General features: G+C 50.6%; 17 protein-coding genes. 12 read left to right on the top strand and 5 right to left on the bottom strand.

Annotated elements, in window-relative coordinates:
* Nucleotides 1–51: 51 nt before the first annotated feature.
* Both DZK30_RS00675 and DZK30_RS00670 read left to right on the top strand, forming a co-directional pair.
* Entirely contained in the window at nt 52–1,230 is a 1,179-nt protein-coding gene (locus DZK30_RS00675; protein WP_118972161.1) for an endonuclease/exonuclease/phosphatase family protein, read from the top strand.
* 280 nt (nt 1,231–1,510) lie between these two features.
* Nucleotides 1,511–2,095: an RNA polymerase sigma factor gene (locus DZK30_RS00670; RefSeq protein WP_118972160.1), complete on the top strand. Its 585-nt coding sequence runs from the start codon at nt 1,511–1,513 to the stop codon at nt 2,093–2,095.
* 92 nt (nt 2,096–2,187) lie between these two features.
* Here DZK30_RS00670 and DZK30_RS25585 read toward each other — a convergent pair whose 3' ends face one another.
* The 3 genes from DZK30_RS25585 to DZK30_RS00660 all read right to left on the bottom strand — a co-directional run bounded on the left by DZK30_RS25585 (nt 2,188) and on the right by DZK30_RS00660 (nt 5,144).
* Nucleotides 2,188–2,397, bottom strand: a complete 210-nt coding sequence (locus DZK30_RS25585) for a hypothetical protein (RefSeq protein ID WP_162902728.1) — start codon at nt 2,395–2,397, stop codon at nt 2,188–2,190.
* A gap of 61 nt (nt 2,398–2,458) precedes the next feature.
* Nucleotides 2,459–3,292: a hypothetical protein gene (locus DZK30_RS00665; protein ID WP_118972159.1), complete on the bottom strand. Its 834-nt coding sequence runs from the start codon at nt 3,290–3,292 to the stop codon at nt 2,459–2,461.
* 94 nt (nt 3,293–3,386) lie between these two features.
* Nucleotides 3,387–5,144 (bottom strand): ABC transporter ATP-binding protein, encoded by a 1,758-nt coding sequence (locus DZK30_RS00660; protein WP_240432826.1) that lies wholly within the window; start codon nt 5,142–5,144, stop codon nt 3,387–3,389.
* A gap of 235 nt (nt 5,145–5,379) precedes the next feature.
* Here DZK30_RS00660 and DZK30_RS00655 point away from each other — a divergent pair, with 235 nt between their 5' ends.
* The 8 genes from DZK30_RS00655 to ispF all read left to right on the top strand — a co-directional run bounded on the left by DZK30_RS00655 (nt 5,380) and on the right by ispF (nt 18,543).
* Nucleotides 5,380–8,025 carry an FtsK/SpoIIIE family DNA translocase gene (locus tag DZK30_RS00655; RefSeq protein ID WP_118972157.1) on the top strand — a complete coding sequence of 882 codons (2,646 nt, stop codon included), beginning with the start codon at nt 5,380–5,382 and terminating at the stop codon, nt 8,023–8,025.
* A gap of 126 nt (nt 8,026–8,151) precedes the next feature.
* Entirely contained in the window at nt 8,152–8,586 is a 435-nt protein-coding gene (locus DZK30_RS00650) for a hypothetical protein (RefSeq protein WP_118972156.1), read from the top strand.
* Nucleotides 8,586–9,518, top strand: a complete 933-nt coding sequence (locus DZK30_RS00645; RefSeq protein ID WP_118972155.1) for an MBOAT family protein — start codon at nt 8,586–8,588, stop codon at nt 9,516–9,518. The genes DZK30_RS00650 and DZK30_RS00645 overlap by 1 nt, the downstream gene beginning before the upstream one ends.
* A 79-nt stretch (nt 9,519–9,597) precedes the next feature.
* Entirely contained in the window at nt 9,598–11,289 is a 1,692-nt protein-coding gene (locus DZK30_RS00640) for a M23 family metallopeptidase (protein ID WP_162902727.1), read from the top strand.
* Nucleotides 11,290–11,326: 37 nt separating this feature from the next.
* A complete protein-coding gene (locus DZK30_RS00635) occupies nt 11,327–12,514 on the top strand; it encodes a hypothetical protein (RefSeq protein WP_118972153.1) in 1,188 nt (395 codons plus the stop codon).
* Nucleotides 12,515–12,708: 194 nt separating this feature from the next.
* Nucleotides 12,709–16,482, top strand: a complete 3,774-nt coding sequence (gene porU / locus DZK30_RS00630) for a type IX secretion system sortase PorU (protein WP_118972152.1) — start codon at nt 12,709–12,711, stop codon at nt 16,480–16,482.
* A 201-nt stretch (nt 16,483–16,683) separates the two neighbouring features.
* On the top strand, nt 16,684–17,865 hold the full coding sequence (gene porV / locus DZK30_RS00625) for a type IX secretion system outer membrane channel protein PorV (RefSeq protein ID WP_162902726.1): 1,182 nt from the start codon (nt 16,684–16,686) through the stop codon (nt 17,863–17,865).
* A gap of 198 nt (nt 17,866–18,063) precedes the next feature.
* Entirely contained in the window at nt 18,064–18,543 is a 480-nt protein-coding gene (gene ispF / locus DZK30_RS00620; RefSeq protein WP_118972150.1) for a 2-C-methyl-D-erythritol 2,4-cyclodiphosphate synthase, read from the top strand.
* A 53-nt stretch (nt 18,544–18,596) separates the two neighbouring features.
* Here the strand turns inward: ispF and DZK30_RS00615 are convergent, their stop codons facing one another.
* Nucleotides 18,597–19,202: a DUF502 domain-containing protein gene (locus DZK30_RS00615; RefSeq protein ID WP_118972149.1), complete on the bottom strand. Its 606-nt coding sequence runs from the start codon at nt 19,200–19,202 to the stop codon at nt 18,597–18,599.
* Between the two features lie 97 nt (nt 19,203–19,299).
* Between DZK30_RS00615 and DZK30_RS00610 the strand changes: the two genes are divergently transcribed.
* Nucleotides 19,300–20,295 carry a fatty acid desaturase gene (locus DZK30_RS00610; protein WP_118972148.1) on the top strand — a complete coding sequence of 332 codons (996 nt, stop codon included), beginning with the start codon at nt 19,300–19,302 and terminating at the stop codon, nt 20,293–20,295.
* Nucleotides 20,296–20,640: 345 nt separating this feature from the next.
* Nucleotides 20,641–20,847 (top strand): class I lanthipeptide, encoded by a 207-nt coding sequence (locus DZK30_RS00600; protein ID WP_118972146.1) that lies wholly within the window; start codon nt 20,641–20,643, stop codon nt 20,845–20,847.
* Between the two features lie 108 nt (nt 20,848–20,955).
* Here the strand turns inward: DZK30_RS00600 and DZK30_RS00595 are convergent, their stop codons facing one another.
* A complete protein-coding gene (locus DZK30_RS00595; RefSeq protein ID WP_118972145.1) occupies nt 20,956–24,309 on the bottom strand; it encodes a TonB-dependent receptor in 3,354 nt (1,117 codons plus the stop codon).
* Between the last annotated feature and the right edge of the window lie 143 nt (nt 24,310–24,452).

Raw genomic sequence — 24,452 nt, 5'->3', positions numbered from 1 at the left:
CAGTAAGGCTTTGATCGCAGTCGTTTTTACACCTTTCACCCCGACACCGTTTTGAAAAAAACCGCCGTTCTTTCCCGTATCGCCCGAAGCACACTCCTGATACTGAACATTGGTGCGGTAGTGTGGCTGCTGCTGTGCAAATGGGCTTCTTTATCCGACGTTGCGGGTAGGCCCAGCCTGCTTAGCCTACTTAGCTTTTCCTGTTTTTTTGCCGTAATAGCCAATCTTCTTCTTATCCTGGCCTGGCTGTTTACCCGGAAAAAGATACGGATCCTGCTTTCGCTAATACCGCTTATTCTTTGCTGGACACTGATCCGTCCTCTTTTCGGACTGAATTACTTTGGCAACAAGCCCGTTTCGGTAACCAATGACCTGGGACTGAAAATAATGACCTGGAACGTGCATATGTTCGACCTGGGCGAGTGGACAAAAGATAAGGCTGCTAAAGTAAAAATACTGAAGCTGATCAAAGAAGAGAACCCCGATATCCTTTGCCTGCAGGAGTTCTACTGGGAAGACCAGGACCGTTCCCAACCCTATACAGAGATCCTGCAGCAGCTGGGTTATCCGTTTGTCGCCTTTTCTGAAGAAAACAAAATGCACAAAGGCTTTATCACCAGCGCAGCCGGCAAAAACGAGCTGATCAATATCGGCCATGCCATATTTTCCAAATACCCTTTGCGCAACCAGCAACGCTATCCCCTGTTCAGGCAAACCTATAACATGCTGGGAGTCGAAGTAGTGATCGACAGCAGTAATATTTTCAACCTTAACGTAGTACACCTTACCTCTGTGGGCTTCGGGCGGAAGGAAATGGAATACATTTCGGAGGTAAAGAACAACGGAATAGATGCCCAGGACGAAAGCCAATCCAAATCGCTCCTGCGCAAGCTGCGTGATGCTGCCGCCAACCGAGCGCTGCTGGCCAACAGGATAGATTCGCTGAAAAGACGCATGGATTATCCCCAGATCATTTGCGGAGATTTCAACGATGTTCCCGGCTCCTATGCTTATACCAAGGTGAAAGGAAAGCTTTCCGATGCCTTTACGGCCAAAGGCGCCGGCCTGGGCCGCACCTACCGCCATATTTTCCCCACACTGCGCATCGATTACATTTTTTACGATCCTGCCATGCTGAAGATCGAGGGCTATGAAAGGCCCGATGTTGATCTGTCGGACCACTACCCGGTCATTGCCAGCTTCTCTCTCCGGAAGACAAAAAAAGTATAAGGCTTACCGCGTCACTGCCAAACCTTTTTGATTATCAAAAATATATATTCGAAAAGCACCCAACGAGCGCAGAACAGGCTTCGTCTATACTATTAACAAAAGGAAAAATTAAATTTTCGCAGACGAAAGTTGAATTATCTTTTGAAGAAAGAACTATATTTGCCACCTTCTTATAGACAACGCTTATAGGCATATTATCTACACTTTTTATTTTAATCAATTCCCCCAGGCGTAAGCACACACGCTGTTATTGTTTAAATCTTTTTGTAGACAAACTTATATGAATAGCCTGAAGCAGCACTCAGACCAGGACCTGGTACATTTATTCCGTAACGGAAGCGAAGCAGCAATAACAGAGTTGGTTTACCGGTATCAAAGCAATGTGTACACCTCTATCTACCTGATGGTAAAGGATAAATACATTGCCGAAGACCTGTTCCAGGATACCTTCCTGAAGATCGTGAACAATATCCGGAACAATAAATATTCGGAGCAGGGCAAATTCCTGCCCTGGGCCCTGCGCATCGCCCACAATCTCTGCATCGATCATTTCCGGAAGGTAAAGCAGCAGGTTAAGATCACCCTGGCCGATGGTTCCGATTTTTTTGCACTGCTCCCCCTGAAAGAAGAGCATGTGGAAGAACGGATCATCCGTCGTCAATCCGAGCACAATGTCCAGCAGATCATCGACCATTTGCCCGAAGAGCAAAAGGAGGTGGTGATCATGCGGGTATACGGCGAGATGAGCTTTAAGGAGATATCAGACATTACCGGCGTGAGTATCAATACAGCCCTGGGCCGTATGCGCTATGCCCTTATCAACCTGCGTAAGATGATCAATGAATATAAAATGGTGCTGCGTTGAACCGCAGCCTGGCCGGCTTTAGATAAAGCAAATAGCCTGCAACACACATTGCAGGCTATTTGCTTTATTGCCGGAGAAACAACCCGGAACGATTATTTTACTTCTTCGTAGTCGATATAGTCGCCGTCGACCCTTTTGGTCTGCCGTGCCTGCCCTTGCTGCATCTCGTCCATCTTTTTTCGCATGTCGGTCATATGCTGGTGTGTCATCCGGGTCATTTTCATGATAGGCAGGATAAAGCGCATCAGGAAACGAAGTACCAGGAATAAAACGACCAGGAAAAGAACAATTCTGACAATCATAACCCAAAGGTACGGCAATCGGGAAGGATTTATCTGCCAGACCACCGTTTTAACATAAACCTTATAGGAAGCTGTAGCTGGCCCTGATCCCGAAGCTGAACAGGCTCATCTCCACCTTTTCTCTCGTGATCACCTCATAGGCATAATTTTTATACTCAAGCGTAGCATAGCCCGCCTGCTGTGTATAAATGGGGAATACAGCCTGTATACCTATTGCAAAATGATTGAGGAAATCGGAAGTGGTCTTGTACCAGCGCAGGCCTACATAAACATTGCCGGTAAGGCTGCCCCAGGTATTGGGCTGTCCGTAAGTAGCCGACTCGGTATTGTAATACTGGTAGGTATAACGATTCTTGGGATCGGTGACCTTACCTTCACCTTTTGCGATCGAATCATTGCTTTGTCCCAGGTAAGCATGCAAGCCTACCCCGCCGCGCAGCTCAACCAGGTATACCTTTTTAAAAGGGCCGAAGAGATAGCCCAGATCGAGCTGCGGCATCACATAGGCCGACCCGTGTTTCACTGTGGTATACTTGCTGTACTTTGAGCTGAGTACGGGCGTAAAATTATCGGTGAGGCTATCAAAGGTCTTACCATATTTATAAGCATAGGAGCTGTAGCCAAAGACCACCGATCCCCTGACCGAAAACCGCTGCCCCAGCCCCATCTGGATAAAGCCGCCGAAAGAAGGATTCATACTTATCGCACCTTTGGCCGTATGCGAATAGCCATCGCCTTTCTTCACCATAGGCGCGCTGGAATTAAGGGAAAGCGAGGTTAGTATCCCTGCTTTGATACCATTGGCAGCGGCATCGTCGTAGTCAAATACACTTTGCGCCCGCGCAGCAGTAAACAGGATACATCCCAGCAGGGCCAGTAAAGTAGTCTTTCTCATTAAGTGGCTGTGTTACTCAAATATAGACCACCGGGAAAACAAAAAGTACTACTTTATTATATATATTTACAGCTTATTCAAAATTATCTACCGGTCACGCCAGCTGCTGCTCAGAAGCTATAGCGGTAGTGTACATTTTTTGATAAACGCCTTTCAGATCGAGCAGCTGCTCATGATCACCCTGCTCGATGATTTGCCCTTTGTCCAGGACGATGATCTGGTCGGCTTTGCGTATGGTCGACAACCGGTGGGCGATAACAATTGCCGTACGGCCCGAGATCAGCTTTTCAATGGCCTGCTGGATCAGTATCTCCGATTCGGTATCGACTGAGGCGGTGGCCTCGTCGAGGATAAGAATGGCAGGATCGTAGAGCAGCGCGCGGGCAAAGGAGAGCAGCTGGCGCTGTCCCTGCGAAAGCATATTGCCCCGCTCCCTTACGTTGAAATGGTAATCGCCGGGCAACCTCATGATGAAATCGTGTATGCCCAGCAACCGGCAGGTCTCTTTTACCCGCTCCAGCGATATACTATCGTTGCGCAGGGTGATGTTTTCGTAAATGGAGCCGGAAAACAGAAATACATCCTGCAGCACGATGCCGATGCGGCTGCGCAACGACTCGATACGATATTCCCCAAGCTCGTGGCCATCGATCAGGATCCGTCCCGATCTGATCTCGTACAGCCGGTTAAGAATGCTGATGATCGAGGTTTTCCCGGCGCCGGTATGTCCTACCAGGGCAATGGTATCGCCGGGAGCGGCTTCGAAAGAGATCCCACGCAATACGGGCACATCCTTTTTGTATTCGAAGTGAACGTTTTCAAAAGTTACCCGGCCTTTGATCTCTGTGGGTGCATAGGTACCGTTGTCATGCAGGTATTCTTCGCTGTCCAGCACGCCCAGCACGCGTTCTCCTGCTACCATACCCATTTGCAGCGTATTGAACTTATCGGCCAGCATACGCAGGGGACGGAAAAGCAGGTTAAGATACATGATAAAGGCAATGATCACGCCCTGGGTCACATGATAATCCAGCATGCGGGAAGCACCCGACCATACCAGCATACCCATCGACATGGCCAGGATGATCTCGACTATGGGAAAGAATACGGAATAGGCAAAAATGGCTTTGATATTGGCATTGCGGTGATCTTTATTGATCTCCGTGAATTTCTTCACCTCCCTGTTCTCCGCGGCGAACACCTGCACCACGTACATACCTGTAATATGTTCCTGTACAAAGGCATTGAGCCGGGCCACCGCATTACGTACCTGGTGAAAGGACTTATTCACGCTTTCCTTGAAAAAATACGTGGCAATGATCAGCAGCGGGAAGGCCGCAAGACTAATGAGCGTAAGCTTCCAGTCGGTGTAGAACATAACGCTGATGATCGCTACAATCGTCAGCACATCGGCGATGATCGAAATGAGGCCCTCGGAAAAAATGTCATTGATCGCTTCGATATCGTTGACGGTACGTGTGGTCAGGGTACCGATTGCCGTATTATCGAAATAAGAGAGATTCTGATGAATGATCTTCTGAAATACTTTTTGCCGCATATCGTTCACCACAGTTTGTCCCAGCCAGTTGGTGATGTACATAAAAATAAAACGCAGCAAAGTTTCTGCAAGCAGGATACCAAGCTGGATCACCGTGATCCAGATAAGGCTCCGCAACAGTCCGTTCACAACATAGTGATCCACGGAAAGCTGGATGAGATAAGGCCGCACGGGTGCCAGGGCCGCCAGAACAATGGCGAGGGTAATGCTGCTGAACAACCGTGCCTTATAGGGACGCGCGAAAGAGAAAATCCGCTTTAATGTATTGAAACCGCCGTTCTTCTTAGAATCCAAGATTATTTTTTTAAATTGCTACAGGTAATCGCTAAACGTTTGCCAATATTGCAAAGCCTGTTTTAGGACTACTTTGCATTTGATATTTTCGCAAAATTCCGGGCAAAGTTACGTGGATTTCGGGCATGGAACAGGCCGGCAATAGCGGGATTAATTCAATCTATAATCCAAGGAATAAGGTTAATTTTGCCTGGGCTTTCCCCCCCGTTCAAAATAGTTCCGGCATATTTTAAAAATGGCAGCTCCCAAAACAAAGAAAAATAATACTTCTTCGAAAAAAACCGCTTCAACAGGCAAGGATACGAAAACAGCAGCGACGCAAAAGCGGAATATCCGGCTTGCAGCGGGCTTTATCTGTCTCCTTATCGGTTGCTTTTTCACTTTATCGATCATCAGCTATTGCCTCACCTGGCAACAGGATCAGAATCACCTGATCTCTACCAAAGGCATTGTCAATTTCCTGTTCCACGACAAATCGCCGGTGGAAAACTGGTGCGGGCGACTGGGTGCAGCAGCCGCGCACTTGCTGGTGTATCGTGGCGTAGGCATTGCTGCACTGCTGTTTACGGTATGGTTAAGCGCCTGGGGCATCAATCTGGTGTATGGCCGTAAAGTGATTCCCACCATGAAATGGGTGCGCTGGATGGCCTTAGGCTTTTTATTCATCTGCCCCCTGCTTTCCTTCGCCTTTCCCAATAGCGCTTTCCCCCTGGGCGGCGCGCTGGGCAACGGGCTTGTCGACTGGAGCAACGGCTTCCTGGGCAAGGCCGGCAGTCTGTTCCTGCTCATCACCGTATTCTGCTTCTTTGCCTTCATTGTATTCCAATGGGACATCAAACCTTTGCTGCAACGGGCGAGAAACCTGATCCCTGCACGCCGCGTTGATGTGGCCGATGTGCCTTTCACCGGCAACGGACAGCAGCCGGCAACAACTGTACAGCAGCCCGCCCCGGCTACAGTGGCCGGTTTTGAAGAAGAAGGAGAAGAAGAGCAGCCACCTGCCGCGAGCAACATCGGCAGCAATAAGTTGAAGACCGACGACCGTGAAGACATAGCCATCGAAGAGGAGGAAGAAGCAGATGTGCCATTTGAAATGACCATCATTGAAAAACCGGAAGAGCATACCACTGCTCCTAAGCGGGAAAAAGACGGCATCCACCTGGAACTTCCCCAGGAAGCTTTGTACGTGAACAATGAACCGGAGCCCGATATAACAGAAGATGCAGATGCTTATGGGGAGGAGTTATATGAAGACGAGGAAGAAAGCACAGAGGAAGAGCAACCGGCAGAGATGGACTTCGAGATCAGGACAGTAGAAGAAGTTTCCGCCGTTCCCGCACATGGCGCGCACATTACCGTGCAAAGCGGTGAGCCTTACGACCCCGCCCTGGATCTCCCTAACTTCAAATTCCCAACACTGGACCTGCTCGAAGATATTGAACAGGGCGCTATATCGCTTGACAGGGAAGAGCTGGAAAAGAATAAGAACCAGATCATCAATACGCTGCGCAGCTTCGGCATCGAAATCCAGCGCATTACCGCTACGGTAGGGCCTACCGTTACCCTATATGAGATCGTACCGGCTGAGGGCGTTCGTATTTCCAAGATCCGCAATCTGGAAGACGATATCGCCCTTAACCTGGCTGCCCTCGGCATCCGTATTATTGCACCCATACCAGGCAAAGGTACCATCGGTATAGAGGTGCCCAATACCAACAAGCAGATCGTATCGATGCGCACGCTCCTGTCCAGCGAAAAGTTTGTCAACAACAAGATGAGCCTGCCGATCGCACTTGGTAAAAAGATCGACAACGAAAATTACATTGTAGACCTGGCTACCATGCCGCACTTGCTCATGGCGGGCGCTACAGGCCAGGGTAAATCGGTAGGGATCAACGCCATACTGGTATCGCTGCTCTATAAAAAACACCCTTCGCAGCTGAAATTCGTGATGGTCGACCCTAAGAAAGTAGAGCTTTCCATCTACCGGCTGATCGAAAAACATTACCTGGCCATGCTGCCCAACGAGGAAGAGCCTATCATTACCGATACCAAAAAGGTGATCAATACGGTGAACGCGCTTTGTATCGAGATGGACAACCGCTACGAGCTGCTTAAAGACGCCGGCGCCAGGAATATTAAGGAATACAACGATAAATTCATCCGCAGGCGGCTCAACCCCAACAACGGCCACAAATATCTCCCGTTCATAGTGCTGGTGATCGATGAGTTTGCCGACCTCATCATGACGGCCGGCAAAGAGGTAGAGATGCCGATCGCCCGCCTGGCCCAGCTGGCGCGTGCCGTGGGCATCCATATCATTATCGCCACCCAACGCCCTTCGGTGAATGTGATCACCGGTATTATCAAAGCCAACTTCCCTGCCCGTATCGCCTTCAAAGTATCGGCCAAGGTCGATAGCCGCACTATCCTGGATGCGGGCGGCGCCGAGCAATTGATCGGCCGCGGCGATATGCTGGTATCGCATGGCAGCGAGTTGCTGCGCCTCCAGTGCGCCTTTGTAGACACACCGGAAGTAGAGCGTATCGTGGAATTCATAGGTAACCAGGCCGGCTATCCCTCCGCATTTGAGCTGCCCGAGTATGAAGGCGCCGAAGACGAGCAAAAAGAAAGGGAAATGGTTGATCTCAGCAAGCGGGATAAGATGTTTGAAGACTGTGCCCGCCTGGTAGTCAATTCACAGAGTGGCTCGACCTCTATGCTGCAACGGAAGTTTAACCTGGGCTACAACCGTGCCGGCCGTATTATGGATCAGCTGGAAGCGGCGCAGATCGTAGGGCCGGCTTCAGGCAGCAAACCCCGTGATGTGCTCATCACCACGGAATACGAGTTGGACAAACACCTGGAAGAGCTGTTTTAATCAATCTGACCAGGCTTATTCAATATGGAGCAGTAGCGCCCTTTGATCATCATCATATAACCGTTTATCAACTTTTCTCATAGGAAAGGGTAACAAAGCAATAACTTTACTTTATGTCCTATCCCTATGAGTAAGTTTATTACCGCCTTACCTTTTATTATTTTCTTCGCCGGCCTTGCCCAGCTCCTGCTGGCATTGGGCAGTATCGCTATTCCCTTTGTGTTGGACTGGAAACGGGAAATGCGTAAGGTCAACGCGCTTACCCGCAATATCTTTTATACCTATTCTGTCTACATTTTCGGTACCAATGTATGGCTGGGGATCACCAGTATGGCCATGCCGGCCTTGCTCTGTGACCGTTCTCCGCTATCGGTTGCGGTAACCCTATTCACCGCTTTGTACTGGTGGGGCCGGGTCATGATACAATTTCGTTTCGGCAAAGCGGAAGGCCGGCCCGCAGGAACTGTTTTTGTATTGGCGGAACTGTTGCTGTGGCTACTCTTTTTGCTGCTTTCGTTGGTATACACGTTGGCTGCCCTGTACAACCTAAACGTCCTGTGATGATGTGGCTACTCCTGCTCCTTTTCACGCTATGCGCCGGCTATGGCTGCACACAGACGGGAAGCCGGAAGCTGGTGCGAACGCTGATCTGGCTGCTACCGGCGGGCGATGTGATCGCAGGTTATAGCCTTACGCATGCTTACCGGCCCGGCTACCGCATGCTCATCCTTATCGTGTTGTTGTTTGCGGGCATGAAAGCCGTGACTACCGTATACCGGTATCCCGGCAAAGGCAGGCTGACCGGGCTGCAATGGCTTGCCTTTGCGCTGGGTTGGCCCGGCATGGATCCTCAGCCCTTTGAACTGTTGGGAAAACGGAATAAGGTAAATACAGACAGGAGCCTTTTATACTTGGGGATCGCATCCTTTTTTGCCGGCATCGTGCTACTCTATCTGCTGGCCTTATTGTTGCAGCATCAGCTTGCAGCGCCCTACCTCATCTGCCTTTTTTCTTTTCTACCCTTTATCCTGATCTTTCATATCGGACTTTGTAATATCGGCGTTGTGGTCTGGGGCTATGCCGGTGTTGACCTCATACCGCTGATGGAGGCACCCTGGCGCTCGGAGAACCTGGGCGCCTTTTGGGGCCGGCGCTGGAATACGGCTTTCATACAAATGACGCGCACGACACTGTTCATCCCTTTTGCACGTAGGAAACAACCAGTCGCGGCATTATTGATCGCATTCCTTATGTCAGGTATTTTTCACGAAATAGCGCTTACCTTACCGGTTGGCGCGGGTTTCGGCCGTCCGCTACTCTATTTTATGCTGCAAGCCTTGCTGGTATTGATCGAGCGCCGCTATGGCAGTAGCCATAGACCAACCGGGCTGCTTTACACCTGGCTTTCCCTGCTACTGCCCTTTCCTCTGCTGCTACCACCGGCATTTCTAAAGGAAGTGATACAACCATTGTTGCTTAGCCTACCGGTATAAGCATAAAATAAGCTATCTTGCAGCAACATCAATTGCCTTTGCCGGCTATACAGTGTGCCGGCAGGCAACCGGATCGCGCATGAAAGCTTACTTACCGCTATTTCTACTGGGCCTGGGATTATCGCTTACCGTGAAGGCACAGCAAAACTATCCCCAGGATTATTTTCGCAATCCGCTGGACATACCCATACTGCTGGCTGGCAATTTTGGCGAATGCCGTCCCAATCATTTCCATACCGGGCTTGATCTGAAGACCAACGAGAAGGAAAATTTGAAAGTGTATGCCGCTGCTGACGGTTACGTATCCCGTATTTCGATTTCCTGGTCGGGCTATGGCAATGCCCTTTACATCACGCATCCCAATGGCTATACCACCTTGTATGGTCATCTCAACGATTTTTACCCGGAATTGCAACGCTACCTGCGGCAGCAGCAATATGAACGGGAAAGCTGGAATGGCGACCTGTACCTGCAGCCGGGACAGTTCCCGGTAAAAAAAGGTCAGCTCATCGCCTACTCCGGTACCACGGGCGGCAGTACCGGCCCTCACCTGCATTTTGAGATCAGGGATACCCGTACGGAGCATGTGTTGAATGCAGCCTTATTTGGCCTGCCGATTAAGGACGGCAAGGCTCCTGTACCCAAAAGCGTGGCCTTGTATAGCAGCGGTAGCATTTACGAGCAGCAACCCGTTCTTTATCCGCTGTTAAAAAACGGGGACGACTATATGCTGCCTGGCATTACGGCAACAGACGCACAAGTGCGCCTGGGTGTGCTGGCTGATGATTTTATGGAAGGCAGCCCCAATCCACTGGGGGTGTACAGCATGAAGCTATACCTCGACGATGCGCTGCAGGCTTCCTGGGTGCTGGACGACATCAATTTTGACGAGAACCGCTATGTCAATGCCTTTGCCGACTACCGGCTCAAGGAAGACAAAAAGGGATGGTACCAAACCTTGTTCCGGATTCCCGGTAACCACATCGCCAACTACACTTTTCTAAATGATGCAGATGGTGCGCTGGACCTTAGCGACGGTCAGCCTCATGCGCTCCATATCGAGCTCCGCGATGCCGCAGGCAATACGACGCACATAAGGGGACACATTACCGGTGGCAAAGCTAAACCGGCCATGACCTGCAAAAGTTGGAAAGCAGGCCAGCCCTATGAGCTGAAGACCAATACGCTTTCCTTTAAGGCCGGAGCAGATGCCCTTTACGACGACATCTGTTTCCGCTACAGCGAGCAGGCTTCGCCCAAGAGCTATTCGTCCGTAGTACAGCTACAGGAAACCCGGATACCGCTGCATAGCAACACCAAATTGTCCGTCCGGCTAAACCGGATGCTACCCTTCAGCCTGAGCGGCAAGCTGGTTTTCATTCATCGCATCAAGGCAGCGGCCTTGCCGGGCAACAATCCCCAGGATGCGGCAGCGGCCAGCTTTGAGCAGGGCTGGGCCAAAGCCGATGTGCGTACTTTTGGCAATTACGTAGTGGGCATAGACACGGTGGCGCCGCTTATTGTCCCCCTCCCAAAAGGTACGGTATTGACCAGGGCGAAGCAGATCCGTTTCCGGGTTACCGACAACATGACCTCGGTTCAGCAATTCAGGGCAGAGCTGGATGGCCGCTGGCTGTGCTTTGTGCGGGCAGGAAATGTATATACGTATACCTTCGACGAGCATTGCCCGCCCGGAAAGCACAACCTTGTTATCACTGCAGGTGATGAGAATAACAATTCCAGGAAGTATACCTTTACCTTTACACGTTGACCATTAGGCAACTATCCCAGATCAAATCCTATTTCGCGTGCAGCAGAACAAGATCATCCTGAAACTATTGAGACCCGGCAAACAAAAAGGACGCATGTACGGCTCCTGGATCGCCTTATGCATCGGTATGCTGCTGCTGTTTGCCGCGGCACTGGCCTGGTTCGATTTCAGGGCAATCCTTTCGGGGAAAAGCAGGGAAGACACTATGGCTGCCTATCTTGTGATCGGCAAACAGGTGACCAACGAAAGCATGGCCCGAACCCCGGAAGAAAACCTGTTTTCCGGAAAAGAGATCGACGAGCTGAAACAGATCAAAGGCGTAAACGAGGTGGGTCCGCTCACTTCAAACAGCTACCCGGTAGCAGCGAGCATGGGGGGCCACCTGAATTTCTACACCGAGATGTTCCTGGGCGCCGTCGAGGACAAATACCTGGACGTGCTGCCCGAAGACTGGGCCTGGCAGCCGGGACAGCCTACGCTGCCCATTATTATGTCCAGCGATTTCCTCAATTTATACAATTACGGATTTGCGCTGAGCCAGGGCCTGCCACAGCTGTCGCAAACCTCGATCAAGGCGCTGCCCTTCGAGATATCGATTGCAAGGGGCCAGGAAAAATACCGGGCCCGCATTGTAGGTTTTACCGACAGGATCAGCTCGGTGCTGGTGCCGCGTAGCTTTATGGAAGAAATGAACCGGAAATATGGTCACAAGGCTACGCCCGATCCTTCGCGTCTGGTGCTCAAAGTACAGGACCCTTCGGACAAAGCCTTTGTAAACTTCCTCAAGTCCAAAAACTATACGACCAACGAGGAACAGCTGCGCTGGAACCGTGTGCGTACCATAGTGCAGGCCATCGTGAGCGCTGTGGGCGGGGTAGCGCTCATTGTAGTGGGCATGGCCGTCCTCTCTTTCATCCTTTTCGTAGAGATCACTGTGCAACGTGCCGCCGGCCATATCCGGTTGATGAAGCAACTGGGCTATGCGCCGCGTATGCTGCGAGGTATCCTGAATCGTTTTTTCCTACCCTGGATCAGCTCGGCCGTAGTCGTGGCCTCTTTAATTACATTTGGCATTCAATGCTTTATGGTGCAATGGCTGAATACCATGGACCTGCAGATCCACATGGCAGATGCCTGGATCATTGGTGCGCTTATGCTCCTTATGCTGCTGGTGCTGACCCTGCTGCTCCTGCGCTCATCGAAAAATATGCTTCGACGCATATAGGCGGCGCACAACCCATCGCCTTCTCTTACCGGGAAACACTACCCTTTCGTTAATAACGGATAGCTGCCCCACCTTTGCCTTGCCGGAATCTGTCTTTTTTGGTGTATTTTTGGTAGCTTTTTCGCTATACTACAGAATGGTATTTTACGTTATATAGAGCCCGGCTGCGGGATTATTATCCTAAATTTTTCAGAATGAAAAAATTTTTCTTGTGTGTTTGGTTATTGGGTGCCGTTCCTTTCTGCCTGTCGGCACAGCAAAAAGAAGTGAGTGTTTCCCATCATGTGGTCAATAATTACAATGCGGACCACGGTATGATCTCGGAGAAGATCGCGCTGAAGTACAAAAGCACACCGGGAGTACGATTGATCAATATACAAACCGAGCCGGCAATTGCGGTACCGGCCGGAGCCAGGAAGGCCAACAGCTTCGAGCCGGATATTACCACCAGCCTGGAGCGCAAGCAAATGGTCGCCTACGTAGAGATACCCGCTTACAGGATTACCGGCGGCCACGCCGAACGCCTCGTAGCCTTCGACCTGGAGGTGACTGAAACCGACGACGGCTCGGGCAGCATTGTACAGAAACCGACAGACATACCCCACTCTATACTGGCCACAGGCACCTGGTACAAGATCGCGGTGCCATCCAGAGGCGTCTACAAGATCGACTATAATTTCCTGCAAAGTATGGGGATCAATCCGGGGAACATCAACCCTGCCAATATCCGCGTTTACGGAAATGGCGGCACTGTATTACCGGAAAAGGTAACGAACGACCAGCCGGATGACCTGATCGAGAATGCCGTACTGGTGCAGAGCGCCGGCAGCAGCTTTGGGGCCAATGACTATATCCTTTTCTATGCCAATGGACCTACCCTTTGGACCAAAGATTCCCTGAACCAAAGCTTTGAACATACAACCAATTACTACGAGAACCAGAGTTATTATTTCCTGAATTTCGATCTCGGTCCCGGAAAGCGTATTGCCAGCGAGGCCGCCACAGCGCCTGTGTCGCTCAACGTTTCCACCCTGGACGATTATTACCTGGTTGATGCCGATAGTGTCAACCTGGGATCGATAGGAAAGATCTGGTGGGGCTATAAAATGAATACCATAGGTATTACCAATCCATCGCAAACTATAAATGTGAACCTCGGCGCTGCTGTTGGGAAAATAGCCATTAAAACGAATGTCGGCAACATCAACACAGCAGCGGGCAATAGCCTATCCATGAGCTTTAACAATGTGCCGGTAAAGAACTTTAGCCTGGGGCTCGCTCCTGACGACTATGTCCTTGTTTCCAGCGTGACATCTGTTGATTCTGTAAATGCTCCCGGGGCCAGTGGCTCCGTGCCGCTAAGGTTCCAGTATTTCCCCAGTGGTACCGGCGCCGCCTATATCGATTATGTACGCTTCAACTATCGCAGGCAACCTGTGTATGCCGGCCCTCAATTTGCTTTCCGTTCCTGGCAAAGCACTGCTGTAGCGGCAGGCGACAACGTTTCTTATACGCTGCAAAGCGCCCCGGCCAACCTGACTGTATGGGACATTACAAACCCGCTTTCCCCGGTTAGCCTGCAGGGTAGCGCCAGCGGCGGCAGCTATACTTTTTCCCGCGCAGGAAAAAGCCTTAAGGAATTCATTGCTTTCGATGGCAGCCAGTTTGGCACACCGGTGTCCAAAGGCAGCGTCGCCAACCAGGACCTGCACGGCATGGGACAAGTCGACTTTCTCATCGTTACACCACCGCTGTTCAAGACAGCCGCTGATGACCTGGCCAACTTTCACCGGGCAAAAGAAGGCCTTTCTGTTGCCGTGGTATTGCTGGACCAGATCTATAACGAATTCTCCTCCGGCGGACAAGACATCGGCGGCATCAGGAACTTTATACGCATGTTCTACAACCGTGCCCCCAGTAGCGGAAGCGGCATGATCCAGAACGTGCTTTTCATGGGGGCGGCGTCGTACGACTATAAAAACCGGCTGGGCTTCAACACTAATTTTACCCCTACCTACGAGACCTACCTCAGCACGGTAGGCACTTCGGCTTATTCTTCCGATGATTTTTATGCCCTGTTGGACGAGAACGACGATATAAACGGGGGTAGCAGCTCGCTGCACGGCGTCGATGTGGGCACGGGAAGGATCCCGGCCTATACGGCCCAGGAAGCCGAAGATTATGTCAACAAGGTAAAACATTATACCAGTCCTGCTTCCTTTGGGCCCTGGAAGAATGTGGTGAGCTATGTTGCCGACGATCATGACAATAATGCCACAGAGAAGAATGATGTAATGAACCACCTGGACGATTGCGAACAAGTAAACAAATATTTCTACGATTCGGCCTACGTGTACAATGTCTACAAGATCTATTGCGATGCGCTCAGCGAGATCAGTACACCTGCCGGCCCCCGCTATCCTTCAGCCAATAAGGCAATAGACGACCAGATTGCCAACGGCACGTTCCTGGCCAACTATACCGGCCACGGCAGCCCCGAGCGGTGGGCGCATGAAGCCATCCTTACCTCCGAAGATTACAGCGGCTGGAAAAACAAGGACAAACTCCCTGTAATGATCACTGCGACATGCGATTTCGGCCGGTTTGACGATCCCGGACAACGCTCTGCCGGCGCTAAGCTTACCATTAGCCCCGACAACGGCGCCATCGCTATGATCACCACCACGCAGGTGGTTTTTCCCGACGCTAACAGGGGGCTTAATAAAGCGTATACCGGTGCACAGTTCAGCAGGGATGCAAACGGGCAATGGCGCACACTGGGTGAAGCGCTGCGGGTAGGCAAGAACAGGTACACCGTAGACCCGATAAATAACCATAAATATGCCGTGCTCGGGGACCCGGCGCTCCGGATGGCCATGCCCGTACATAAGGTGGTAACCGGAAAGTTGCAAATGGAATATAATGGCAGCACTTTTGATACCGATACGATCAAAGCCCTGGGACGATATGTGATCAGCGGTACCGTCAGGGATCAAAATAACAACGTGCTGACCAATTTTAACGGTCCGGTATATGTAACCATCTATGACAAAATGCGCCGGGTACAAACCGTGAACCCAGATCCCAATGCAACTCCTAGTTTTCCCCTCCAGACCAATATTGTAGCAAAGGTGCAGGGAACAGTAGCCAATGGCAATTTTTCCGCCAGCTTCATCGCACCCAAGGATATCAATTATGCCTACGGCAAGGGTAAGATCAGCTATTATGCCAACAACGACGTAACAGATGCGGCCGGCGTCGACAGCGCACTCACTATCGGCGGCTACAACGACAAAGCCGGCGACGATAATGATGCTCCTATCGTACAACCCTTTATAGACGATGATAAATTCAGGAACGGCGGTGTTACAGGCCCTAACCCTACCCTGTTTGTAAAATTATACGACGACAACGGGTTCAACATCTCCGGAAGCTCTATCGGACATGATATGGTGGCCATACTGGATGACGATGTGCAAAACCCGATGTCGATCAGCAGCTACTTTACCACGGAAGCCAATGATTACCGGCAAGGTTATATCCGCAATTTCCAGCTGAAGAATCTCCCCGAGGGCATGCATACGATCAAAGTGAAGGCCTGGGATGTTTATAACAATTCGGGAGAAGGAACGGTCGTATTTGAGGTAAAAAATAAAGACAAGGGCTTTATCAGCGACCTCTACAATTACCCTAACCCCATGACCAATATTACACATTTCGTATTGCAGCATAACCTGGAAGACGAGAACATGGATATCACATTGTCGATCTATACGGCCGCCGGCCGGCTGGTGAAGGTGATCAAGCAAAACCTGACCACCGCGGGTAACCGCACCGAGATTACCTGGGATGGCCTGGGAGAAGGCGGCATCCCGCTGTCGAAAGGCGTTTATTTTTACCGTCTGGACGCTAAAACCGCCAAAGGAATTTCGGCTAAAGCATACCAAAAACTGGTCTTGCTCCGTTAATATCTGGTATTGCCCTATGACCGGGCATAAATTTTGCCCGGTCATTTATTACAATATTAATCTCCGGTCTGGATATTTACCCTATCTTTGCAGCCTGTTATTAACAAAACAAAATTTGCTCAATTTAAAAACTCTTCTGGAAAAGCCTATTGCAGCGACACTTCTACATTAAATCTATATTATTAACTAACAAGAAGACGAATGGCTAAACGCTTTGCTATTGTCGGGCTGACGATGTTGACCGGCTTAATAGGTACCCAAACTTTTGCACAATCCAAGACCGGCGTAGATGGAAGAGTAGGTGCGATCACCACCGCAGTTCCCTTTTTACGTATTTCACCCGATGCCCGCAGCGGCGCTATGGGCGATGTCGGTATTGCTATATCTCCCGATGCCAACTCACAATACTGGAACGTAGCCAAGCTGGCTATGAGTCCTAAGGATGCGGGCATTTCGGTAACCTATACCCCCTGGCTGAAGGACCTGGTTCCCGATGTGTTCCTGGGTTATCTTTCTGCCTATAAAAAATTCGGACAGAATAGTAACCAGGCCATCAGCGCCTCGCTTCGCTATTTCAATCTGGGTAATATCGACTATACCACCTTCGATGCCCAGCCTGCCGGTAGCGGTAAACCCAGGGAGTTTTCATTTGACCTGGGCTACTCCATCCGCCTCTCCAATAATCTTTCGGTAGGTGCGACTATGCGCTATATCAGTTCCAATATCGCAGCTGGCGCCCCCAATGAGGCCGGTGCTTATAGCCCCGGTAAAGCCTTTGCCGTAGACGCGGGTATTTTCTACACCTCAACCAAAGAGATGACAGAAGACCGCAGCGGTACCTTCAGCGCCGGCGCAGTGTTGTCCAATGTGGGTTCCAAGATCAGCTATTCACAAAATCAGCGCGATTTCCTGCCCATCAACCTTGGCCTGGGTGTTGCCTATACCTACAAGATCGACGCTTACAATAAAGTAACCGCCGCGCTTGACCTGAATAAGGCCTTGGTTCCCGCTCCCCGCTATTATAAAGATGTAAGCGGCGTCGATTCGGGCGGCTATATCCCCAACGACGGTGTGGTATCCGGTATGCTGGGCTCCTTCACCAAGGCGCCTCCCGGCTATGGCACTACCATTTCTGTGGGTGGTGAATACTGGTACCAGGATCAATTTGCCGTACGTGCCGGTTATTTCTATGAGAACAAGAACAACGGAGACCGCCAATACTTTACCTGCGGTCTGGGTGTACGCTATAGCGTATTCGGGCTTAACTTCTCCTACCTGGTACCTTCGGGTTCCGGCGTAGCGCGCAACCCGCTGTCCAATACCCTGCGTTTCTCACTGTTGTTTGATTTTGACAAAGCCTTTTTCCAGAAAAAGCAAAGCTAACCATACTAAGGTGATAGGCTTGGGACAAAATTCAATTGGCTGTTTTCGTACCGGATAGTCTATCACCTTACCAAACGCTCCCCTAAAGGGAATTACATTTTGATAAAAGCCGTTTTTACATTTGTCCGGTAAAAACGGCTTTTTTATTTTTGCTCATACATACACCACATATTTTATCCAAACGCAACAATTATCATCATGCAATTACGTATTGGAAACGGGATCGACTTTCACCGCCTGCAGGAAGGCATACCCTTCTGGCTGGGCGGCATTCAACTGGAACACCATAAAGGCGCCGTAGGCCACTCTGACGCCGATGTATTGCTGCACGCCATCTGTGATGCTTTGCTGGGAGCTGTAGGATTGGGAGACATCGGTACACACTTTCCCGATACCGATGCCAGGTACAAAGGCATCGACAGCAAGGTACTGTTACGCAGAAGTTACAATATGGTCAAAGAAAAAGGATACTGGCTGGTCAACATCGACAGCACCGTATGCCTGCAGGAGCCCAAGATCAAACCTCATATCCCCAAAATGATCGACGCTATTGCCACTACCCTGGGCATTCCCCGCGCCGACGTATCCATCAAGGCGACCACTACAGAGCAGCTAGGCTTTGTGGGCAGAGAAGAAGGCGTGATGGCGTATGCCAGCGTACTGCTCAACAAGCATTGATAAGGCCCTAAACCGGCACAGGCAGTGGATTGAAGTACCGGATCACACTTGTATTATCCTTTTGCCTCTTCGTGATGGTGCTCGTGCGCATGCAGACCGGCGATACCACCGCTTACCGCAAATTTCATGGCCTCCGCCGCATTCATGCCCTCCACCGGCCTTATCGTGCTGCTGTCCACCACGATTACCCAGCCGGATATGGCATAGGAATGCGGAAGGTACACTGCGACCTTGCCCGTCATTCCCAGCTCGTCCAGTTCCTGACGGGTAAGGAACCCGATGCGCCAGATCTCGGGCTGCTCGCTGGTACGCACCCATACGGGGCTATTGAACTTTTTCTTGTCGCCCACAAATGAATCCATTACATCCTTGACAGAAGAATAGATATGCTTGATACCTGGCGTATGCTCCAGCAGGTAGCTGAAGCCTTCCACGATCCAGCGCCCGAAGAAGAAACGGGTACCGGCATAGCCTACCAGGGTAATAAAGGCCACCACGATAACAAAGCCCACACCCGGCGCCCATTCCGACACATAAGGGATCAGCCGGTCCAGGCTGGTGAATACAAAATAGATTGCATAAGCAGTAACGCCTATAGGCCCCAGGATGACCAATCCCTGCAGAAATGAACGGAATACGAATCCGGCGATACGGCGCATGGTGTAAGGTATTTAGAATATAACGATAGGAAATTGCTTCACCAGATGTCTTAAGTATTTATTACTTTTGACGATTATTTCTAGCTAGAATATTGAGATGGCAAAATTAACTTCTTTTCGCTGGTCGGACAACCCCGAGCCGCATAAAGCACGTACCAAGGAGATCATCCAGAAACATCCCGAGATCAGGAACCTTATCGGCAGGAACCCCTACACGCTCCTGGTCATTTTGCTATGTGTGGGTATACAGGTAGTCCTTTCCTATTTTACCAAAGACATGCCCTGGTGGGCCATTTTCGTAGTAGCTTACCTGGTGGGCGCGTTTGCCTGCCACACGCTTTATGTATGCGTGCACGAATGCTCCCACAACCTGCTATTCAAGAACCGCACGCTGAATACAATATCAAGCCTTATCGCTAACCTGCCGCAGGTATTTCCAAGCTCTATCTCGTTCACCAAATATCACCTGAAGCACCATTCGTTCCAGGGTGTGGAAGCAGTAGACGCCGATATGCCTTTCCGCTGGGAGGCCAAACTGATCAACAATGCGCCGGTAGGCAAAGCGCTGTGGCTGCTTTTTTATCCGGTATTCCAGGCCCTGCGCCCATTGCGCCTGACCAAAGAGATCAAAATATTTGACGCCTGGACCGTAGTGAACTGGATCATCCAGATCGTGTTTATGGCAGCGATAGTCTATTTCTTCGGCGCCAAAGGCACTGTTTACCTGGTAGCCAGTTTCTTCTTTTCCATCGGCCTGCATCCCTTAGGCGCGCGTTGGGTACAGGAACATTTTCTTACCCATGGCGACCAGGAGACCAAAAGCTATTACGGCCCACTCAATACGGTAAACCTGAACGTAGGCTATCACAACGAGCACCACGATTTCCCCTCTGTCCCCTGGAACAAGCTGCCCAAGATCCGCAAATTTGCCGGACATTACTACAATACCCTGGGCTACCATACCTCTTATACCGTATTGCTGTTCCAGTTCCTGTTCGACAAGAAAATATCGGTGTACTCCCGTATGGCCCGCGACAACAGGGGTAAGAAAAAAGCAGAAAAAACAACACAGGCAGTAAGCGAGCAAGAATAGCTCCGCCTCTATAAAACATAATCCGAAGGGTTGTCCGTACGATGGGCAGCCCTTCTTTTTTTAGTGGTCACAACCCAACCGTCATTGAGACCACTAAAATGATCTGACCGGCATGACCTGCCAGATCATCCTTTTTCCCAACGGCCGCTCTTATGCTGCAAAGCAGAACATGCATGCCACCAATTAACGGGCTTATTGTGTGAAGCGGCCCGCAGGAGCACGTCGATTCATCATAGATTTGAGCCACAATCGCTTCTTGCAAGAGCAACAACCCAAACATTGCGTGACGCTGAAAGCTCCCTATGGCGGTCAAGACAGGGGAACAACCTTTAAACACCAAAATTTATGAAAAAGAAACAAATGCTGCTTAAAAAGCTGGACCTGAACAAGAATGCGATCACTGCCCTGGACATGCCTGAAACAAAGCAGGTAGCCGGCGGCGCCACCGCAGGCATTTCCGTTTGCTCGCCCTGCCCCACCCGGAATCCTGTGACCGTATGCGGCAACTGCCCTACCGGGCCGCAAAATTGCCCTACCAGCGGCTGCGCCTGATGATATCTTCCCGGTCTTTCTTTGGACAAGGCCCTTAGGCGGAAGACCATACGTAAAAAAGCGGCCTGTGTTGTCACCGGCCGCTCGTTCTTATTGTCAGTTATTATACTAGAAGGTATACCTTAAGCCCAGCTGCATCCCCCAGGTGCTTCCCGTTGAGAACAGGTTGCGGAAGGGATCGGAAGGCAGCACCGTTTTGCCTGCCTGATCCTTCACTGTGATCATCTGGAAAGAAGGCGTATTGGAGGGAATATAATCCTTGTCCGAAGTAGGCTTACCATTGGCATCTACTACATTAAGCAGCGGGAAGTTGTAGTCGGAGCCTCCGCTCAGCTGTTTGTACAGTCCCCATTTCTTATTCAGCAGGTTGCCCACATTGATCATGTCCAGACTCAGCTGCAGGGTATGCTTACGGTTGTTTTTACCGGTCGACACAAATACATCCTGCAGCAAGCGGAAGTCGAAGCGGTTGATCCAGGGCATCAGGCCGTTATTACGCGCTACATAACCGCCTTTGCTGTCGGAAAGCGCCTTGCTGTTGGCGACAAACTGGTCGTAAGCCTGCCGTTGCTGCGCTGCCGTGAAGGTTGTATTTCCCTTGCTGTCTTTGATGTCTATAAAATTAAGATCAGCCGAATTATTGGGCACGTATAGCAGGTCAAGGCTCACGCCGTCGGCATTGATATCACCGTTGTACGTATAGGCAAAGCGTCCCTGGTTTGATCCCTGGTAAAACAGAGAGAAGGTAGTGGCCAGGTGATTGAGATATTCCACGCGATAGGACAATGTACCTACGATGCGATGCGGAACGGCATATTGCGACCAACCCATCAGCAACTCATTGGGATCATTAACCGCATAGTTGTTGCTCCATGCAGAACCAGCTGCAGAACCCGGGTTGCCCGAAATATCCTTGGCATTGGTATAAGTATAGAACAGGCTACCGGCAAAGCCATGGAAAGGATTGAGGGTAACGCCTATTGAAGAGGTAAAGGAGTAGCCTTTGCCGGTATTGCTCAGCACAGGGATTACCGTTCCGGTGGCAGAATTGTAGGTAGCATTTTTACTGCTTCCCCAATAGTCGCGGTGGTCTCCCGAATAATCGAGCTGCTGCGTGGCTTCCTTACGATTGGCATTGAACTGGTACACGGCATTGATGTCTTTGCTGTAGATCACGTCGATGGTAGCCACCAGCGGCAGGCCGGGCAGCTTATAATCGGCGCCGACATTGGAACGCCATATCTGCGGCATCTTGAAATCGGGATCAACAAGGGCTACGCTGCCCGGGGCTCTGGTACCCGGTTTTTTGGGGAAATTTTCGGGAAGACGGTCAATCCAATAGTTGGGATCTTTTTCCAGATGGGTGATCTTGCCCAGGGTTGCATTGTCTACGGGCTCAAAAGTATTTTGAAGCACGCCCGCGTTGGTAGGCATATTCGTCAGCCATACAAAAGGGATATTGCCGGTAAAGATACCGCTACCGCCTCTAAGCTGCAGGGTCTTATCGCCCAGCACATCAAAGTTCACACCCACCCTGGGAGAGAACAGGGGCTTGGATTTGGGCCAGGAAGCGGTTGTATAGTTGGTGCGTTGTCCGTTTTTGTTCAACAGGGCGAGGGTATCGACCACAGGGTTGGCCGGCGGATTGTCCAGGTAAATGGGCAGGTCGGCACGCACACCGATGGTAACATTTACTCTTTCGCTGGCGGCGATCTTGTCTTGTATATAAGCGCCGCCAAGACCAAACTTAACCTTGGCGTAGCCATCGCTGCCGTCAAAGGGATAGGTAGTGGCAAACACATCGGGGGCGCCGCCGCTCAGGAATTTGGCCAGGGAATTGTAACGGTAGTAAGAAGTACCCTCACGCAGGTAGCTGTTGGCATAGCTCATGGTCTGGAAGCTTAAGCCTGCCGTAAAGGTATGCCGGCCTGTGATATAGGTGAAGTTGTCGGTAAAATTGAAATTGTGATTGATCACATCGTTGTTGTACGAGAACAGCTCGGTGCCAAAACTCATGTAATTCTTACCGCCTTCCCATATATCGACGAAGGGAAAAATGCTGCCAGGCGTTTCACGGGTATCCTGGACGCGGCTGTAAGTGGCCAGGAATTGGTTGCTGATGCGGGAGCTGAAAGTACTGTTGAGCTCGGCTGCAAAAGAATAAACGGTATTCTTAAACGAGTAGTTAGCATTTTCAAAAGAGATGGACTCACTACTGATACGGTTGGCGCCGGAGCGGGGATTGGGACCGGAGTTACCGTTGGTACCCTGATCGTTGGTACCGTTCATCTGGTTGTAACGTAACGAAAGCTTATGCTTGTCGCTGATGTTCCAATCGAGGCGCAGCAGCGCTTTGATGTTCTTATTGGTATAGTTGTTGGCATATCCTTCGTAAGCGCCGGGATCATAACCGTAATTGGACCTTAGATAGCTGCTTACGGCATCCAGATCGCTGGCATTTACACGGGTCACATTGCCGCCGTAGCTCAATCCGGGGCGCTGGGCCAGCCAGGTATTGCCGGCAGACTGCCTGTTTTCGTACTCGAAATTGGCAAAGAAGAAAAGCTTGTTTTTAATAATCGGACCGCCCAGGCGTGCACCAACGATCTTATTCGAAACGCGTGTTACTTCATCCAGCTTTTGATCGCCGACATTTAAACCCGTAAAGCTTTTAGGCCGGAGAAACCCATAAACGGATCCGCTCAGCTCGTTGGTACCGCTGCGGGTAACCGCATTGATACCGGCGCCGGTAAAGCCACTCTGGCGCACATCGTAGGGCGCCACATTCACTTGTATCTCGTCGATCGCGTCCAGAGAGATGGGTTGGTTACCACCGCCGGGCAGCGGATCTGAGCTCAGACCAAAACCGTTGTTGAAATTGGCACCGTCGATCTGGATATTGTTATAACGGCCATCCCTGCCGGCAAAACCGCCGCTGCTGCCAGCGGGGCTAATGTTGCCGCTGGATTGCGGGGTGAGGCGGGTAAGATCGGTGAGGCTCCTGTTAACGTTAGGCAGGCGGGCAATAGATCGGGAATTGATATTGGTTGCAGCGCCGGTACGGTCGCCATTCAGGATCGCGCTTTTGTTGCCTACGATCTGCACCTCTTTGATCTCTTCTCCTTCAGATTCTTTCAAAGCCCTGTTCAGCACATAGCTGTCGCCCAGGGCAAGCTCGATACCTTCCACTTTTTGTGGCGCCATGCCTATATAGCTGATCTCGACAGAATAAGGACCACCCGGGCGCATGCCTTGTATCACAAAGTTACCATCGGCCTGGGTCATGGTACCGTAGGTAGTACCCGAAGGTACATGGGTTGCCTTGATGGCTGCACCCGGAAGCCCCTTATTTTCACTATCCTTAATAAAACCGCTAAGGCCCGCGGTCGTTACCTGTGCTCCGGCTATCCAGGCACTCCACAGGAGCAATAAAGTAAACACTGAACGTAAAGTAATTCGCATAAAACAGATATTGTTGATTATGCTGCAAAATTCTCCCGTTCATATTAAGGCTATATTACCTCAGGCATTAAGATATTGTTTAACTATTGTGAAAGAAACGTGTAATTTGGTTTTGAAAACCTGTTTTTAACCTGGAATTGCTT

The sequence above is a fragment of the Taibaiella koreensis genome, assembly GCF_003545715.1.
In the GTDB taxonomy this organism is placed as follows: Bacteria; Bacteroidota; Bacteroidia; order Chitinophagales; family Chitinophagaceae; genus Taibaiella; species Taibaiella koreensis.
This window is presented reverse-complemented; position numbering and strand designations above follow the sequence as displayed.

Bases quoted from the DNA above. Each gene is read 5' to 3' on its own strand.
- DZK30_RS00670 (WP_118972160.1), top strand. From the start codon at position 1,511: ATGAATAGCCTGAAGCAGCACTCAGACCAGGACCTGGTACATTTATTC.
- DZK30_RS25585 (WP_162902728.1), bottom strand. From the start codon at position 2,397: ATGATTGTCAGAATTGTTCTTTTCCTGGTCGTTTTATTCCTGGTACTT.
- DZK30_RS00665 (WP_118972159.1), bottom strand. From the start codon at position 3,292: ATGAGAAAGACTACTTTACTGGCCCTGCTGGGATGTATCCTGTTTACT.
- DZK30_RS00655 (WP_118972157.1), top strand. From the start codon at position 5,380: ATGGCAGCTCCCAAAACAAAGAAAAATAATACTTCTTCGAAAAAAACC.
- DZK30_RS00650 (WP_118972156.1), top strand. From the start codon at position 8,152: ATGAGTAAGTTTATTACCGCCTTACCTTTTATTATTTTCTTCGCCGGC.
- DZK30_RS00645 (WP_118972155.1), top strand. From the start codon at position 8,586: ATGATGTGGCTACTCCTGCTCCTTTTCACGCTATGCGCCGGCTATGGC.
- DZK30_RS00640 (WP_162902727.1), top strand. From the start codon at position 9,598: ATGAAAGCTTACTTACCGCTATTTCTACTGGGCCTGGGATTATCGCTT.
- porU (WP_118972152.1), top strand. From the start codon at position 12,709: ATGAAAAAATTTTTCTTGTGTGTTTGGTTATTGGGTGCCGTTCCTTTC.
- porV (WP_162902726.1), top strand. From the start codon at position 16,684: ATGGCTAAACGCTTTGCTATTGTCGGGCTGACGATGTTGACCGGCTTA.
- ispF (WP_118972150.1), top strand. From the start codon at position 18,064: ATGCAATTACGTATTGGAAACGGGATCGACTTTCACCGCCTGCAGGAA.
- DZK30_RS00615 (WP_118972149.1), bottom strand. From the start codon at position 19,202: ATGCGCCGTATCGCCGGATTCGTATTCCGTTCATTTCTGCAGGGATTG.
- DZK30_RS00610 (WP_118972148.1), top strand. From the start codon at position 19,300: ATGGCAAAATTAACTTCTTTTCGCTGGTCGGACAACCCCGAGCCGCAT.
- DZK30_RS00600 (WP_118972146.1), top strand. From the start codon at position 20,641: ATGAAAAAGAAACAAATGCTGCTTAAAAAGCTGGACCTGAACAAGAAT.
- DZK30_RS00595 (WP_118972145.1), bottom strand. From the start codon at position 24,309: ATGCGAATTACTTTACGTTCAGTGTTTACTTTATTGCTCCTGTGGAGT.